The organism is Photorhabdus sp. P32 (assembly GCF_038085095.1).
In the GTDB taxonomy this organism is placed as follows: domain Bacteria; phylum Pseudomonadota; class Gammaproteobacteria; order Enterobacterales; family Enterobacteriaceae; genus Photorhabdus; species Photorhabdus luminescens.
Genome location: NZ_JAZGJN010000197.1, coordinates 1 through 16705, shown reverse-complemented (window position 1 = coordinate 16705; position 16705 = coordinate 1). Strand labels below are relative to the sequence as shown.

Below are 16705 nucleotides of genomic sequence, written 5' to 3'. Positions count from 1 at the left end.
TGAAATCCATTGGGTATATATCAGTTATTTTATAGACTTAATTTCCGCTAAAAAGAAGTTAAATTTATTTGCTGCTGATCCTGCCATTCAGTCCCTTATCTTTATGACGGCAAGTGACCTCGACAATGAGCGAGGGAGAAATGTCATCATCGTACATTTCTCCCTGAACGTCTCTGCAAGTTACCTTAGTATTCTTTTAGGCATCAATGGAAATATCAGTGATAGGGATACATTGACAAGTCAGGCACATCCCTTGCTCTGAAGGTTCTACATCATTTAAATGTTGCACTTCGCCGCTTTTTAATTTCACAGCACAACTTTCACATTGTCCAACCCGGCATCCACTTGCCATCTTAATACCACTTTTTTCGCCAAAATTAAGGAGTGTTCCTCTGTCAGGAGACCATTTAAGAAAAACGCCAGATTTTTCAAATTTAACGGTGAAACTTTTTCCGTCTTTGATTTTTACCGGAGTTAGCGATCGAAACACTTCTTTATAGATATCAAAAGGTGGAACTCCCCGAGTGAGTAAACCTTCTTCGAAAGTTTTCATCATAGGAGCCGGGCCACACATATAGAAACGAGCTTGCTGTTTAATCAGCGATTCAGGAACGGCATCCGTGGTAATATATCCGTGATGCTGGTAATTAATACCCTCAACATCCACGGGTAGCGGATTGCTGTAATAGTTGATTACCTTCAACTTCTTAATTTTTGACTCAAGCTCTTTTAGCCTTTTGGAAAAAGCATGTGTATCGCTGTTTTGATTAGCATACAGTAATAAGAGTTCAGGTTTTTCACTGTTAGCTGGAAGAGATTCAAGATAACTTATGAATGGAGTAATACCAATTCCTCCTGCCAACATAACAACAGGTTGCTTAGTATTAAGCGGAATAATAAAGTTTCCTCCCGGAGGAGTCAGATCCACTTCGGCTCCTGCTACCAGTGCCCTGTTAATATATGAAGACATGACGCCTTCAAAAATTTCTCCGTTAGAAGTTATGCTTTTCTGATGTCGCACGGAGATACTGTAAGTCTTTCTATCTTCCTGTATTGCCGTTCCTGTCAGAGAATAGGCCCTGATGACAGGATTATCTTGTCCAGGTATGGAAACTTGTACCGTGATATGCTGGCCCGGTTCATAATCAGGCAACATTCCTCCATCTTTTGACTCAAAAACAACGGTTTTGACACCTTGGGCTTCGGGTTTTGTACCTATAACCCGAAATGCCTTACGACCCTGCCACGGCCTTCTCTCCGGGTTAACATCTTCTGCGAGTTTAATATCACAGCGGAATGAACGGAGCGGAGAAGCGCCGCTGATAGGATCGCAAGAGTCGTCAGAAATGAGCGCATTATAGTTACTGCTGTTTTTTCCTATGACGGGAAAACCCTCTTTCCCATAATCGGGACACGCTTGCCACCAACCAAACTCAGCAATTATCGTATCGTAAGCAATATTATCATCTAACGAAGCTTTAAAACGCGCCTTGCCGTTGCGGGTGATGACCTCTACCCAATCTTCATTTTTAATACCTTTCTTTTCAGCTAATTTACGGTTTATATCAAGCTTAGGATAAGGTGATTTTTTACGTAGACTGGTTAAACTTCTCTGTTGGCTATGACAATAGAAGCCATTTTTTACCGAGGTCAGTCGATAAGGGAAATGTGACTCAGAGTTTACATTCTCTTTTGGTTCATCATATATCGGGAGTGGTGGATAACCATGCCGCCACAATTTCTCAGAATAGATTTCAACCATTCCTGTTTCAGTATCAAAACCTTTAACTGTGTTCTTAGCTGGATCGATTCCCGCGTATTTCCTATCACTCTGAATTAATGGAATTGAAATTCCTTCCGGCTTTTCTCTTAACGACTCTACGGTCAAGCCAATGGGCTCGAGAATATAATTCCATCCCGCTTCAACGCTGCCATTAAAGAATATATCATTCATGCCTAAGCGACAGGCCAAATCGAAGACAATTTCATTATCTGACCGGCTTTCTCCCCGAGGCGAAATCATTCTTTGTCTTAACTGAACTAGTTCCTCTGCCTCACCTGAAATCTCAAATCCTACACGTAGCCCTTCTCTCTCCCAGGGCGTATTCACGGGTAGTAAAATATCAGCATAATGTGCTGTGGGCGTTTCAAAGAGATCACAATGAACATGAAATTCAAGCTGTTTTAGCGCATCTATCCCAATCTTTGTGTCAGCATGAGATGACAACATATTCGTACCAAATGCCATCATAGCTCTAATAGGGTAAGGCCGTTTGCGCAAGATTGCTTGATACAGATCCTGTGATGTTATCCAGCCATCTAGCGGTGGCCCCAACGGTCTTTCCTTAAAGCCAAGTGCTTTTTCTTGCTGTTCCTTCGGCATAAGTCTGCGGGCATTCACTGGATTAACGGGATGCTTATTATACACCCTGTTGCTTCCCTGAGTGTCAAAACACCCCGTTAATGCGTACAGCACGGCAATTGCTCGTTCAGTTTGGGTCGCATTGGTATGCTGAGCTACACCAGTCCAAGAATGATAAGCAATTCGCTTGGAAGACATGATTAAATCTGCTGCATATAGGAGTTTTTCTCTGGTTATGCCTGTGATTTTCTCTACATATTCAGGAGTGTATTGTTGACACTCATCTATAAGTAGTTGGAATGCAGATTTACATTGTATTTTTTTATTTACATCTTTCGCAGAGTTAACCGAAAATTTGCCGAATAAAGCATAATTATCATTTTCATCACATGGCACATTTTCGTGAATATCATACGTTAGCGGAGACTGAGTTATATTATTCCAGACAACATACCTGTTTTTCTTAGCTGAAATGTTTATATCTTTTTCTCGCAAGAAAAGACCATTATCATTTCGTACCAACAATGAGGCGTTCGTCCACCGTGTTACAAATGCCTGATCATATCCTCTTCGATTTATGATGATATTTATTAGCCCGAGGGCTAACGCGGCATCCGTCCCAGGATTGATGTTGAGCCAATTATCAGCTTCTCTGGCAAGAGCCGTATGTCTAGGATCGACAACGATAAGTTTGGCGCCGGCATTTCTGCCTGTTCCAATAGCTTCAGCTTGTGCAAGCCAGGTATTTGTTGGATTGTGTCCCCATAAAATGATCAGCTCGGCATTTCTGTAATCAGCGACAGGAATATTGCATCCAAAGGTAAACTTATGTGCCTCGTCTTTATGCCAGTTACACAACTCTGTACCATTGCAGACGTTAGGGCTGCCGAAATTTCGAACGAAGCGCTCTATCCATTCAAGACTATCACTCAGAGGTGTCCCACTAGGCGAGGTGATTGAGAAAGCAACCGATTCTGCGCCAGACTCAGCCTTATAGAAAGCCAGTTTCTCAGCAACATACTTTAAAGCTTCATCCCAGGTGATTTTTTCCCAGCCTGGATCTGCATCCCCTTTGGGATTTGTCCTACGAAGAGGATAAAGAATCCGGTTAGGGCTATGAGCTAATTCTGGTGCAGCTTTACCCTTCATACATATAGCATTGCCGGTGGGGTGATTCGGGTTCTGCTTGATTTTTATCAATGTATCGTTACGAACTTCGTTGACAGTGCCACATCTCGATCTACAGAGGGTACAGTATCCTTCTTTAAACTCGCTCTTCATAAAATAACCTCATATAACTTCACAAAATGTTTGCTTCACAGTTGTTGCGGAGGGTTGATACCAGTGCGTATTATTGGCTCCGTCTTAATTAGCCAAAGGATTAACAACGTAATAACTCATCATTTTTATATTTTTCTCGCAAATTTCATTGTAATTAGAAAACTAAATAAACAATTTCACGTATAGAAGGTTTTTGAATTTTCCACACGTAACTTCATATATTGAACTAATGCATATTAATGTTACTTACTTGCGTTGTTTTTGCTGTATCCGGGACATAGATAACTTCTTCATTTATCCCCTCTTCTGCTTTGATGATTTTGGTATAATATTGAGATGCTTGGTCAATTGTAAATATTGTATTCGGTGACCAGACCATCATCCCGCTATATCCATTATTGATGACCGAGCTGGTAATATTCTGCACTGTAGATAGCGAATTTTTTTCGGGGGAGACACCCAACCACAAATTTTCTTTCTTCATCCCGAAGTTAACGTATGGAGCTAGCTTACTAGCACTGGCGTTGACGTAAGTCATCTCGTAACCTGCATCCAGTAAATTTGCTATGTTTGTCGGCTCTTTGAAGTAGAGATAATCTGACCACAGGGCTTTGGTCAGTACCTTTTGGGCAAATTGTGGATGACTTTTGATTGCATCTGCTACCCAATAGAAGGATTGACGATTACCATAGCATGTTGAATATTCATCATCGATATTAATTCCATCCAACCCATATTTAATGACATCATTTACCATTTCATTGGCAAGTTTCGTTGCCATTGCTTTACTCATATTACATGACCAACCTGCATTTTGATGATTGCCTAGATAGGATAATTGAACTCTGATGCCCTTTTTTTGCAAATTTTTCACTAGGGAAATATTTTCTTTAAGTATCGAGCTTATTTCATCGTTGTAAAACAGTACAGGGTTATTGGATATGCTGTTGTTAATATTGGCTGCAAATAATATAACATCGGAAAAGAATGGTTTTTCAGTTCGTTTCACAACAAAATTACCGATATCCTTGACATGCTGCGGTGAAGGATTGTTCAGAGATGCAACATTATTTGCTGCAAAAGATTGATTTGTTGCGAAGGCAACGATAAATGCAACTTTCAACAGATTGATATTTTTTAAGATCATGAATAAACCTCTTATCTGAGGAACAAGTACGCCATAAAATTTCAATGATTACGTAGGCATCTTTGGAGCATTTTGGAATCTCCTTTCGTATCATGATTTCGTGAGTCTGCCAATTGTTCGCGAAACGGGCATGCTATTTTTCTTCAGTTAAGTTAGGGTTATCTATTGTTTCAAACCAGTAACGGGGAGACGATGCTCCCCAGATTGAGATAGTTCTGTTGTATTGGGTGTCGAGACTTAATTTTCAATAATATTAAAATTAACCACCTTTTTAATTTCTTGGTGATATTATGTTATCTAATAATAATTCCTGCTGATTTTTGCAGTTATTACGTAAATAATATGGATTTATTCTATGTATTGCTTTGAATGCAAATTCAGTTTCACTGAAAATCCAGATTTGGATTTTGCATCATCACTAACGACAGAGCATCTGACATTCCCTTATCTATCTTAGTCTCTTATCAACCAATGCCTGTCCTCTACGCTCATTTACTAGTCGAATAAGCTCTTGATCGTCCAAAGTATCAAGTATCTGTTCGTAGAGTTCCGCAGGAATACAATAAAACACGGGTTGGTTACGATTTAGGATCGCAACAGGGTATCCAGCCCCAGCATTAACGGTCGCCATAGGGTTCTTTTTAAGCTCACTAATGCTTGCGCTAATATCTGACAGAATTATGTTAGCCATAGAAATACTCCAAAAGACTTGTTAGTAAATCTTATAGTAGCTTTCTTTGTTCAGAAGAGAAACAGAAAAGACCACTTAAAAGGTCTTTTTCTCCGGTGGTTTTTTTATTCTCAATTATTATCAATGTCTTTTGGTGATTTTGGCGTATTTTTCGGTGATTTGCCCAACTCGTGCACAATTATCTATGCTGGTTTTAGCTATCATTGGGGCTGAGTACGCGATACGAGAAATTTTGCCATCTGGCAATCACCTTATTTACAGAGGAGTCATTATTATGCCGCTTGATAAAAATGTTGAAAAATGGCTTGCTTCCATGCCTGAAATTGAAATAACAGCAAATTCTTCCCTGGAACAATTTCGTATCGTCATCGAGGATACTCTTATCCAACAACAGGGTGAGTGGAACGATGCGACATATAATAGCAGCTTTATTGTTCCCGCAGAGGATGGTTTCCCCATTCCTGTTCGCGTGTATGTACCTTATGGAAAAGAAAAGATGAGCGATAAACCTGCGCTGGTTTATGCTCATGGCGGTGGGTGGTGCGTAGGCAGTCTTGATGCTTGGGATCGTCCTTGTCGTAAGCTAGCGGAATCAACGGGTTGCGTTATTTTCTCGGTAGACTATCGGCTTGCCCCCGAAAATCCTTTTCCGGCACCACTAACGGATTTCTATGCGGCTCTATGCTATATCACGGATAATACAGAAAAATTTGGTATCAATACGCAACAAATCGCGGTCGGTGGTGATAGCGCAGGGGGTAATCTTGCCGTTGCAGCTTGTTTGATGTCGCGAAACCAAAAAGGGCCTGCTATTTGCCATCAATTGCTATTTTATCCAGCTTTAGATGCGTCAATGGAAACGGATTCACACGATAAATATGGTGAAGGTTATGTATTGACAAAACAGATGATGACATTCTTTTGGCAGGCATATATCGGTGAGCACAACAACAGAACAAATCCACTTATCTCTCCTGCTAATTTAACGCATTTTGAAGGATTGCCAGATGCAACTATTTTGCTTTGCGAATACGATCCGTTAAGAAGTGAAGGAGAATCTTATGCACAGCAGTTAAGGGATGCCGGTGTGTCTGTGCAGATTGAAATTATTGAGGGAATGGTACATGGTGCGATGCATATGATTGCGGTGACGCCATCCGTTGAAGTATTTTACAAAAAGCCCCGCTTTTGTTGATAAAGCATCATCTGTTTCGGGCCAATTTGATAAACATTGGCCCGATGATTCTGGAATCATCAGGGGACAGGCATTGGTAGTTGTTCCTTTCAATATGAACGATGACCGCTTTCTCTTCCGGGGATTTGATTAGTGTCATTTCGAAAATATTAGCAAATTAGATTCTTCATCATATGGAAATAGCATTAATTTCTGTGAGTTTTAACTAATATAAATTTTAACTAAACAGTCTTTGACTTTATCTCAATATATTTATTCTTAACTCCCCTTCCCTTCTGAGGTTTGATTATCAGCGACTTGGGGAATATTGCTCCCATATTAAGGTACATACTCTCCCTAATTGAAGTTAAAATCAATTAAAACAATGAATTACAAATTCACTGGATTTATGCATAAAATTAAAACTATTGAAACTAACTTTCCCACCAATTACCCTTCTCTCATCAACAAAATAATACAAATACGTTTCCTTGTCTGGATATTTATCAGTCGCATATAAAGGAGGGTTTATGAAATTTCCCCATCTGTTTAATCCATTAAAAATAGGTGCTATTACTACGCCTAATCGTATTTTTATGGCGCCTCTTACCCGCTTGCGAAGTATTGAACCCGGCGATATTCCCACATCAATAATGGCTGAATATTATCGTCAACGTGCCAGCGCCGGATTGATCATCACTGAGGCTACACAGGTTTCATTTCAGGCGAAAGGTTATTCAGGCGCGCCCGGTTTGCATACGCCTGAACAGATAAGCGCCTGGAAAAAAATTAATGAAGCAATTCATCAAGCTGGTGGTCTTAGCGATGTGCAATTATGGCATACGGGTCGAATATCTCACTCATCTCTTCAACCCGGGCAGCAAGCTCCTGTGGCGCCTTCTGCGATCTTTGCTAATACGCGGACTTCGGTGCGAGACGCTCAAGGCAATGTGATTCGAATCGACACGTCCAAGCCGCGAGCTTTGAAGAAAGATGAAATTCATCAGATTGTCAGCGATTACCGTCAGGCAGCCATCAATGCGCAAGAAGCTGACTTCGACATGATGGAAATCCATGCCGCACATGGTTACCTTATTCATCAGTTCTTGTCGCCAGCAGCTAATCAACGTGATGATGAATATGGCGGCAGTATTGAGAATCGTGCGCGGTTTGCTCTGGAAGTAGTAGATGCCGCCACTGAAAGTTGGAGTTCTGATCGGATTGGCATCCGTATCTATCCGCTAGGGCCATATAATGGTCTAAGTCGTTATGAAGATGAGGAGAAAGCCGCGCTTTACCTGATCCGCGAGTTGGCAAAACGTAATCTGGCTTATCTACACATTTCCGAGCCTGATTGGGCTGGAGGAGAACCTTTCAGTGAAGCATTTCGTCAAACTATCCGCGAGGCTTATCCTGGTGTGATTGTCGCGGCAGGCGCTTATACTGCCGAGAAAGCGGAGAAACTGATTGCAAAAGGATTAATTGATGCAGTGGCATTCGGACGAAACTTTATCGCTAATCCTGACTTAGTTGAACGCCTGCGAATTGGCGCCCCCCTGAACGAGCCGCGCCCAGAATTCTTCTATGCTAATGGCCCTGAGGGGTACACCGATTATCCAACTTTAGAGCAGTTAAGCGCGTAATTGTACTGTGCGCTTTAATGACAGTGATAATCACCACCATTAAAGCGCCTTCATCTTCTTACTCCCAAGGTACGCCATCTTCCCAGCTTTCTACCAAGAGGTCGATAAATCCCCGAATGCGAGGGGAAAGATGCTTTTTACTTGGATAAATGATTCGGATAGGTTCGGGTTCAACATGGTAATTTTCCAACACAGGGACAAGGTTACCGTTACTAAGATCTTTGCCAACAACATAGCTAGGTAGATGAATGAGACCGAACCCTGCTAGCGCCGATTCGAGCATAGCTTCCGCGCTATCGATATTTAGCCGTCCTGGACCTTCAAAAATGTAGGTTCCTTCCGCAGTTTCAAAACGCCAGGAACGGCGTTTATCCGCACTCAGGAAGAAAATAGTGTCGTGTGCATGTAACACCTGCGGCGTTTCAGGTACACCTCGCCGGGCCAAATAATCCGGTGATGCACAGGTAATCATCTGTTGAGTAGCGATGGTACGTGTAAGGATACGAGAATCATCTTTTGGCTCACCAATGCGAATGGCAATATCGAACCCTTCCTCGATCAAGTCAACATAACGATCAGTAAAGGCAATATCCGCCTGTAGTTCAGGCCAGCGTTGCAGGAAAGTTTCCAGCAAGGAAAGAATATGGCGTTTCCCTAAGGAGATCGGCGCGGTTAATTTCAGCGTCCCGGTAGGATTTACCCTACGCATTGCCATCGTGTTATCCACTTCTTCGAGATCTTCAAGGATCTGACGACAGCGTTCGAACATAATGCGTCCTTCATCTGTCAGACTAAGCCGCCGCGTGGTTCGGTTCAGCAATCTTACGCCTAAGCGGGTCTCCAGGCGCACAATGCTCTTACCGATGGCAGAGCGAGTCAGCCCCAAAGAACCCGCCGCTTGTGTATAACTTCCGGCCCGTACCGCAGCAACAAAAGCCGCAATATCGCCGATTCTGTTCAATTCCATTTGTACTCCTAAGACACTCTGAGGATGGATCGCCTACTCAATTTTATTTTTTGAATAATGCGCTACAGTTTAGCTCTTCTGCTCTACCTTTATATCAGTGATAGGCATTGATAAATAAAGTTCAGTGTTTATCGTCAATGGTCAATGATTGTCGCTACTACTTCACTTTGTGCATAGGCGGCCACATAACTTTCACGCTTGGCCCATCACATTGGCACGCCGTGCGGCAAACTCGGCTTCGACCTCATCATTATTAGATTGGCCCAAACCAGCACGCATTGAGGCTCGCCCGGCTTCTACCTTGTGACACAGGAAGTTATCGTATTCTCGTTCCTCACGTTGGCGTTGAATAAACTCGCGCATCAGTTCGCGTAGCACCTGTGAGGCTGGGCGGTGAGCAGCTTCGGCTTCAGCCATAAATTCGGCATGTAGTTCAGGTTCTAATTTCATCGTAAAAACGGCTTGTTTCGTCATGGTCTGACTTTCTAAAATCATTATTCTGTACCAATAAAGCATATATAATCTCATTACTCTGTGCGATTTTCTAGCATATGTAGTCCAGGAAGAATTGTTTCCCTGGACTGATTTATTCAACAAAGCCGGAGATGGGGTTTTATTTGCTATACTAATCTCACGCCTGCCTAAATATCTTTAGGCGCTTTCTTTAAAACTCAGAACCGACCAATAAAAGGCTCAAGAATTTTAACTGACTCAGCTTCGCTTACCTGAGCTGATGTTGCCCTTATAAGTGCTTTATTAAATTCAACTAATTTCAGGCAGGTATTAATACGTTGTGATGAACTTAATTTACTTAAGAGGTTTCGATCTTGCTGATATACAGGCAAGTCAATCTCTGCATTTGGAGCACCTTCACATTTATCATTCTTAAAATACTTAATAATACTATAGCTGGTGACATCACGAAGAGTATCTGTCGATTTATTATAATTATATGTAGCGCCCTTATCCTTACTGAAATCGTAAATCATAGTAACTAAGGCAATTGAGGGTATCTTTACATCTTGATCGGAAAAAACTTTCTCCCGCCATACTTTTAATATTTTTCCTGAGCGATTAATTATCTCTCTTTTGGGTGTTTTTTTACTGAAAACACTATCAAGTTCGGAGTATAAGCTCAGACGTTCTGAACGATACCATTCTGATGTGGCAGCATCTTTTCCATAGTTCAATTCAGAACACCTTTTATCGATAGAGCATAAAGGCGCTGATTTGTTCAGAACATTGAAAAATGCAATATCGATATCTTCTGTACTGTTACTTAAATTTACTACGGGAGTCTTAATAGTATAATTATATTTACTACCAAAAACTTCCTTGAATACATTGACAGCATCATCCTTTAGTTTAACCGGGCTAAGTTTATCCATAGAGTCGCCATTGTTGTATTTATAAACAAATGCAATGTCAAGATCCGATGGACCATCCAGAGCCATTCCATAAGCTAAACTTCCCTGAACCTCTATGCCAACCTTTGAAAAAGTACCATACTTGCCCCAATATTTTGCAGAATACAACTTGTCAACAGATGCGCTATACAGCTCGTTTCCAAGTTTATATAGTTGCTCTTCTGTATTTTTTGGTAATGAAATTTTATTTTCAAAGTTAATCATTCTCGTTTCCTGAATTGCTCCTATGGAAAACGAGGAGAAAAAAAACAGTGTGACTGGCAATAAAGAAAGAAATTTATTATCCATATAGACTCCTTAAGTTTAGTTAATAACTATACCTGGCATCTTTCAAGTTGCCTCTTTGTTGGCTGTACTCACTCACCCCGGTTACATAATTATCTATGCTCCCGGGGATTCGTTCCTTTGCCGTCGCGATGCATCTTGAAATCCATAGGGTATAGATTGTTTTAAATGCTGGTGAATTTGTTCCTATGTTTCATTGAGAATTTCAATAGGAATTAATTCAGTAGTGATTAATTCAATCCGTTACTTATAATTTTGAATCGCCCATAACATATAAGCAGAGCTTTCAGAGTTTTGCTGCATCGATATATTTATAGAGTGTTGATTTCGATATCACCATTAATTCATAAATCTGTTCTATGGTAATCGTCAGTATATCCATCAAAAAAGAGCATTTTCATTATCAAATAACGTGGATTCATTATCATTTAATCTTGGCTTGAGGTTCGGATAGAATTATTTAATGTGGGTTAAAAATCATTATTGATTGCGGATTTGGCGCTTTTCGAACGATATGCTAAATCTGGCTCTTCCACTGAGAATAGTTGCCTTGGAAATTGTTATTACAAAAACGTATCAGATTCTGCTTAAAACAGTTGCGTTACGTTTATTGCGATTTTCGTTTATTTCGTTTAATATGCTAAGTCAAAATAAATGACTAACAGGTGCAACATGATTACTTCCACTTTCTCTGATGTAAATCTTCCGGCTAAACGCGAAAGTGAAATAGCTGGAAAGGGGCTGCGTGAACTTTCAGCGTTCCTTTCGACAAAACTTGAAACTCAGCAAATTTCAATTATTAGTGATGATCATAAATCTCATCAAATTGAAGTGCCTACATCTGCACTTACTATGCTAGTGCAAATTTTAAGTGAATTAGCTTCAGGTAATGCAGTGCAAATTGTCCCTGTTCATGCTGAGCTAACAACTCAGGAAGCGGCAAACATATTGAATGTATCGCGGCCTCATATGGTTAAACTTCTAGAAGATGGTTGTCTTCCTTTCCATAAAACAGGTAGACATCGGCGTATTCGTTTTGCTGATCTGATGGAATATAAAAAGCAGCGTAACGCCGAGAGTATGGAGGCTATGAAGGCATTAGCTAATCAAGCTCAGGAATTAGGGATTTACTAATGATTCATTCTCCGTATCCTGTTTTGCTTGATGCATGTGTGTTGTATCCAGCTAGGCTGCGTGACTTATTGATGCATTCTTTCTTTAGATTGTGATGGCGCCATTGATACAGGTTACAGCATTGCCGCCGACAAAAATCTTACCATCAGAATGACTGAGCCACACACCTCCCTGACGGCCAAGTTTTTTGCCCTGTGATGAATGAACGACTTTATCGTCAATCATTGTTACTTTGTGGTGGCGCATAAATGCGGCAACACTGCCGTTTCCACTACCGCAAACAGGGTCTTCATTGACGCCGCATGACGGGGCGAAAGAGCGTACTTCAATATCAGCTTCTGCTCCTTCACGATAGTCACCATACAGACAAACCCCGGTGATATTCATTTGCGTGTCGTGCTCATACAACCTGGCATAATCAGGTTCTGTTGCCAGCACGGCTTCTGCTCCCGCAGTATGAGCGACAATCCAGCGAGCTCCTACGTCAATAAGCGCGGGTGTTAACGCGCGATCTAACTGGCAACCTAGAATACTTTCGAGGCGATCTGTTTGTTCAGTATTAAGCAATGTGATGGTGGGTTCTGGCAGTTCGAAGGTGATTGATTTATGTCCTGATTGCATTTCAGTAACGTTCAATGTAATCAATCCCGCCCCACACTCTTGAACAATACGCCCTTCTCTCACCTGAATTAAACCGGCTTCAAGAAGAGCATGTGCGGTACCAATCGTGGGATGACCGGCAAAAGGAAGTTCACTACCGGGTGTGAAAATTCGTACACGATAATCTGCCAATGGATTTTCTGCCGGCAGGATAAAAGTGGTTTCAGAAAGGTTGGTCCAGTTGGCAATGTCCTGCATCTGTATCGGTGAAAGTTCTTGAGCATCCATAACAACGGCGACGGGATTGCCTTTAAAAGGCCGGTGAGTGAATACATCAACCTGTTTAAATGGTACGAGAGACATGAAATTTCCTTATTTTTAGTGGTAGAAAGCAGTTTAGAAGTGTATCAGAGAATATACCGTTTAACACGGTGGTTTATAATAAAAGAATAATTTCGGTAAAATATATGTGATGAAACTCAAAGAAAACAATTAAATTAAATCATTTGTGAAATAACATAATACTAATATTAAAATAATTATGTTTAATTGGTTGCAATGAATTAATGCTTTTATGGGACACAATAAATCATGATCAAACTTATCTATACGAATAATAAAGAACAATGGAAAGAAGGATTATCGATTAAAAAAACAGATGAAAAAGCTAATTTAATTATCACCAATAAGCGAGGTAGAAAACTAGATGGCTTTGGCGGTTGTTTTAATGAACTTGGGATGAAAGCTTTATTAGATCTGGATAAAGAGAATAGAAAAACCGTTTTAGATAGACTATTTTCGCCAGATGGAGAATGTAAATTAACATTAGCTAGAACGCCGATAGGCGCCAGCGATTATGCTGTTTCCTGGTATAGTTTAAACGATATTGAAGATGATTATAATATGGCTCATTTTTCAATTCAAAGAGACAAAAATTTATTAATTCCTTATATAAGGGAAGCTTTAAAAAGACAACCAAATTTAAAAATATCTGCTTCACCGTGGAGCCCTCCGGTATGGCTTAAGACTCATCAAGTCTATAATTTTGGCAGATTAAAGCGTGATGCTCAAAGCCAGGATTCCTATGCTTTATATTTCGTAAAATTTATCGAAGAGTATCAGAAAGAAGGTATTTTAATTAATCAAATACATATTCAGAATGAAGTTGCTGCGGATCAAAAATTCCCTTCTTGTGTATGGAGCGGTGAGCAATTAAGAGATTTTATAAAAAAACATCTCGGACCTAAATTCGAACAAAATAATGTAAAAACTGAGATTTGGCTAGGTACTATTAATGCCCCTGAATTCTCTAAAGAAATTGGGCGGGATTATGATGATTATGCAAACTGGGTATTACGTGATGCGGGGGCCTATAAATATATAAAAGGTGTTGGTTATCAATGGCAAGGAAAAAATGCTATTCAAAGAACGGTACAAAGCTATCCAGAATTAAAATATTATCAAACTGAAAATGAATGTGGTGATGGTCACAATAGTTGGGAATATGCTCATTATGTATTTACACTTTTCAGGCACTATTTAACCAATGGCGCTAATGGTTATTTGTACTGGAATATGGTGCTGCATTCAGGTGGGGAAAGTAGTTGGGGTTGGAAACAGAATAGCATGATAAGTATTCCTAAAGGAATAAATAAAGTGATATATAATCCAGAGTATTATGTCATGCGCCATTTTTCGGGTTTAATTTTACCTGATGCACAACATATTGAATTAGAAGGTAATATGTCAGGAAATGCCGTTGCTTTCGAGAATAAAACGGGTTCCCTTGTGGTGAATATAAATAACTCTTATAAAGAAAAGCAAAAAATAAATATTAGTTATAATAATGAAATTTGGTCTGTTTATTTGGAATCTAACTCGATTAATTCTATTATCTTTAACTAAGAAAGTAGATTTTTGATAAAGATAATAATCAGGAGTTACTTATGAAGAATAAATTTCCTACCGGTTTCTTATGGGGCGGCGCGGTTGCCGCTAATCAAGTTGAAGGTCATTGGGATCAGGATGGCAAAGGAATGAGTATTGCTGATGTTATGACAAAAGGAGAGCACGGTGTTGATCGTGTCATAACTAATGGTATTGAGGAAAATAAAATCTACCCTAATCATCAAGGTGTGAAATTTTATTCCCATTATAAAGATGACATTGCATTATTTGCAGAAATGGGATTCAAATGTTTTAGGACATCAATTGCTTGGTCAAGAATTTTTCCTCATGGTGATGAATTACAACCTAACGAAGCCGGCTTAAAATTTTACGATGATCTTATTGATGAATTGTTGAAATATAACATTGAACCCATTATTACTTTATCTCACTTTGAAATGCCTTATCACTTGGCTAAGAAATATGGTGGTTGGTATAACCGAAAAGTAATAGACTTTTTTATGAATTTTAGCCTAACGGTTATGGAAAGATATAAAAATAAAGTCAAATACTGGATTACATTTAATGAAATTAATAACCAAATAAACTGGCAATATCCACTATTTGGTTATTGTAATTCAGGCGTGATTTATCAGGATCACGATAATCCAGAACAGGTCATGTATCAAACCATTCATCATCAATTTGTTGCGAGTGCAAAAGTTGTCAGATTAGGCCATGAAATAAATCCTAATTTTAAAATTGGCTGCATGATCCATATGTCGCCATTATATCCAGAGAGCTGTAAGCCAGAAGATGTTTTATATGCACAACAAGCCATGCGTCAGAAATATCTGTTTAGTGATGTTCAACTTCGTGGATATTATCCATCTTATCTTATTAAAGAATGGGAAAGAAAGAATATAGAACTTCATATTGAAGATGGCGATTTAAATTGGTTACGGGAAGGTTGCGCTGATTATTTAGCGATAAGCTATTATATGAGTAATATTGTCTCTTCATCCACGGAAATGTTAGAAGAAAATAGTCAATCCCTCTCCTTCTTTGAGCAAGGAAAACTCAATCCCTATTTGAAGTCTTCTGAGTGGGAATGGCAAATTGATCCTATAGGCATTCGATACAGTTTATCTGAGTTATATGAACGTTATCAAAAACCTATTTTTATCGTTGAAAATGGATTGGGTTCCGTTGATAAATTACCTCAAGATGGTGTTATCAATGATGATTATCGTATTGAATATTTAGCATCACACTTATCTGAAATTAAAAAATCTATTTTGTTCGATGGTGTTGATATCCTCGGTTATACTGTATGGGGATGTATTGATTGCGTCTCTTTTTCAACTGGCGAATATCGTAAACGATATGGATTCATTTATGTCAATGTTGATGACAATGGCAATGGGGACTTTGCGCGTTATAAGAAAAAGAGCTTTTATTGGTATAAGGAAGTTATAGCAACGAATGGCGAAGATATCTAATTAAATTAAAAGCTATCCTGTTGTTTTGGGATGGCTTATTAATTTTAAATATTTAATTCTCTTTAGTGATTTTATATTTATCTCGATACTCTTTAGGAGTCATATTATAGTTTCGTTTGAACATGGAGTAAAAATAATGTAAAGAAGAATAGCCGCAAACGGTAACAATTTCATTGATTGAAATAGAGGTATGTATTAAAAGGTTTTTTACTTTATCTAACTTTTCATTATGAATGATAGTATGCATTGTTTGTCCAAATTCATTTTTAAAACGGTTTTCAAGATTAGAGCGTGACATACCAACAGCATCAATAACTTGTTCAACTCTTATCCCTTTACAAGCGTGATGACGAATATAATGCATTGCTTGAATGACTGCGGGATCTTTTAATGCTCGAAAATCTGTCGATTGCCTTGCAATAACTTTTAAAGGTGGAATTAACTGACGATGATATTTTTTAGGCATGTAGCCTTTAAGAAGTCGATGAAGCAACTTTGCGGCTTGATAGCCCATTTGTTGCGTGCCTTGCACGACGGAAGAGAGTGCGGTACGTGAAAGGAAACGGGCTATTTCTTCATTATCTATACCCAATAAACTTCAAAAT

The 16705-nt window shown here is 39.5% G+C and carries 12 protein-coding genes and 1 pseudogene; 5 read left to right on the top strand and 8 right to left on the bottom strand.

The features are described 5' to 3' along the window. Window positions 1-196 precede the first annotated feature (196 nt). The 3 genes from V2H77_RS03220 to V2H77_RS03210 all read right to left on the bottom strand — a co-directional run bounded on the left by V2H77_RS03220 (window position 197) and on the right by V2H77_RS03210 (window position 5481). Window positions 197-3643 (bottom strand): molybdopterin-dependent oxidoreductase, encoded by a 3447-nt coding sequence (locus tag V2H77_RS03220; protein WP_341497656.1) that lies wholly within the window; start codon window positions 3641-3643, stop codon window positions 197-199. Window positions 3644-3869: 226 nt separating this feature from the next. Beyond that, a complete protein-coding gene (locus V2H77_RS03215; protein ID WP_341497655.1) occupies window positions 3870-4790 on the bottom strand; it encodes a glycosyl hydrolase family 18 protein in 921 nt (306 codons plus the stop codon). 448 nt (window positions 4791-5238) lie between these two features. Further along, window positions 5239-5481 carry a type II toxin-antitoxin system Phd/YefM family antitoxin gene (locus V2H77_RS03210; protein ID WP_341497654.1) on the bottom strand — a complete coding sequence of 81 codons (243 nt, stop codon included), beginning with the start codon at window positions 5479-5481 and terminating at the stop codon, window positions 5239-5241. 274 nt (window positions 5482-5755) lie between these two features. On the opposite strand from V2H77_RS03210, the gene V2H77_RS03205 reads away from it, so the two are divergent. Together V2H77_RS03205 and V2H77_RS03200 are read left to right on the top strand one after the other, a co-directional pair. Then, the gene (locus V2H77_RS03205) at window positions 5756-6676 is read left to right on the top strand and encodes an alpha/beta hydrolase (protein WP_341497653.1); all 921 of its coding nucleotides are present in this window, start codon (window positions 5756-5758) and stop codon (window positions 6674-6676) included. A 509-nt stretch (window positions 6677-7185) separates the two neighbouring features. Beyond that, a complete protein-coding gene (locus V2H77_RS03200; RefSeq protein WP_341497652.1) occupies window positions 7186-8298 on the top strand; it encodes an alkene reductase in 1113 nt (370 codons plus the stop codon). A gap of 58 nt (window positions 8299-8356) precedes the next feature. On the opposite strand, the gene V2H77_RS03195 is transcribed toward V2H77_RS03200, so the two are convergent. From V2H77_RS03195 to V2H77_RS03185, 3 genes are all read right to left on the bottom strand, one after another. Further along, on the bottom strand, window positions 8357-9265 hold the full coding sequence (locus tag V2H77_RS03195) for a LysR family transcriptional regulator (RefSeq protein WP_341497651.1): 909 nt from the start codon (window positions 9263-9265) through the stop codon (window positions 8357-8359). A gap of 192 nt (window positions 9266-9457) precedes the next feature. After that, window positions 9458-9760, bottom strand: coding sequence for an antitoxin of toxin-antitoxin stability system (locus V2H77_RS03190; protein WP_445935452.1), 303 nt, complete (start codon window positions 9758-9760; stop codon window positions 9458-9460). 176 nt (window positions 9761-9936) lie between these two features. After that, on the bottom strand, window positions 9937-10980 hold the full coding sequence (locus V2H77_RS03185; RefSeq protein ID WP_341497650.1) for a hypothetical protein: 1044 nt from the start codon (window positions 10978-10980) through the stop codon (window positions 9937-9939). A 669-nt stretch (window positions 10981-11649) separates the two neighbouring features. Here V2H77_RS03185 and V2H77_RS03180 point away from each other — a divergent pair. Continuing rightward, window positions 11650-12111, top strand: coding sequence for a helix-turn-helix domain-containing protein (locus V2H77_RS03180; protein WP_088372944.1), 462 nt, complete (start codon window positions 11650-11652; stop codon window positions 12109-12111). 84 nt (window positions 12112-12195) lie between these two features. On the opposite strand, the gene V2H77_RS03175 is transcribed toward V2H77_RS03180, so the two are convergent. Further along, complete coding sequence (locus V2H77_RS03175; RefSeq protein ID WP_341497649.1) at window positions 12196-13074, bottom strand: PhzF family phenazine biosynthesis protein; 879 nt, start codon at window positions 13072-13074, stop codon at window positions 12196-12198. A gap of 228 nt (window positions 13075-13302) precedes the next feature. Between V2H77_RS03175 and V2H77_RS03170 the strand changes: the two genes are divergently transcribed. Both V2H77_RS03170 and V2H77_RS03165 read left to right on the top strand, forming a co-directional pair. Beyond that, complete coding sequence (locus V2H77_RS03170; protein WP_341497648.1) at window positions 13303-14616, top strand: glycoside hydrolase family 30 protein; 1314 nt, start codon at window positions 13303-13305, stop codon at window positions 14614-14616. Between the two features lie 41 nt (window positions 14617-14657). Beyond that, a complete protein-coding gene (locus V2H77_RS03165) occupies window positions 14658-16100 on the top strand; it encodes a 6-phospho-beta-glucosidase (RefSeq protein ID WP_341497647.1) in 1443 nt (480 codons plus the stop codon). A 52-nt stretch (window positions 16101-16152) separates the two neighbouring features. Here the strand turns inward: V2H77_RS03165 and V2H77_RS03160 are convergent. Further along, window positions 16153-16698: pseudogene (locus V2H77_RS03160) on the bottom strand (AraC family transcriptional regulator); the annotation flags it as partial. Window positions 16699-16705: the final 7 nt, after the last annotated feature.

What these genes read in the sequence shown, in the direction of transcription:
- V2H77_RS03165 (WP_341497647.1), top strand. Translation starts at nt 14,658, where the DNA reads ATGAAGAATAAATTTCCTACCGGTTTCTTATGGGGCGGCGCGGTTGCC.
- V2H77_RS03180 (WP_088372944.1), top strand. Translation starts at nt 11,650, where the DNA reads ATGATTACTTCCACTTTCTCTGATGTAAATCTTCCGGCTAAACGCGAA.
- V2H77_RS03205 (WP_341497653.1), top strand. Translation starts at nt 5,756, where the DNA reads ATGCCGCTTGATAAAAATGTTGAAAAATGGCTTGCTTCCATGCCTGAA.
- V2H77_RS03195 (WP_341497651.1), bottom strand. Translation starts at nt 9,265, where the DNA reads ATGGAATTGAACAGAATCGGCGATATTGCGGCTTTTGTTGCTGCGGTA.
- V2H77_RS03190 (WP_445935452.1), bottom strand. Translation starts at nt 9,760, where the DNA reads ATGATTTTAGAAAGTCAGACCATGACGAAACAAGCCGTTTTTACGATG.
- V2H77_RS03185 (WP_341497650.1), bottom strand. Translation starts at nt 10,980, where the DNA reads ATGGATAATAAATTTCTTTCTTTATTGCCAGTCACACTGTTTTTTTTC.
- V2H77_RS03175 (WP_341497649.1), bottom strand. Translation starts at nt 13,074, where the DNA reads ATGTCTCTCGTACCATTTAAACAGGTTGATGTATTCACTCACCGGCCT.
- V2H77_RS03210 (WP_341497654.1), bottom strand. Translation starts at nt 5,481, where the DNA reads ATGGCTAACATAATTCTGTCAGATATTAGCGCAAGCATTAGTGAGCTT.
- V2H77_RS03220 (WP_341497656.1), bottom strand. Translation starts at nt 3,643, where the DNA reads ATGAAGAGCGAGTTTAAAGAAGGATACTGTACCCTCTGTAGATCGAGA.
- V2H77_RS03215 (WP_341497655.1), bottom strand. Translation starts at nt 4,790, where the DNA reads ATGATCTTAAAAAATATCAATCTGTTGAAAGTTGCATTTATCGTTGCC.
- V2H77_RS03170 (WP_341497648.1), top strand. Translation starts at nt 13,303, where the DNA reads ATGATCAAACTTATCTATACGAATAATAAAGAACAATGGAAAGAAGGA.
- V2H77_RS03200 (WP_341497652.1), top strand. Translation starts at nt 7,186, where the DNA reads ATGAAATTTCCCCATCTGTTTAATCCATTAAAAATAGGTGCTATTACT.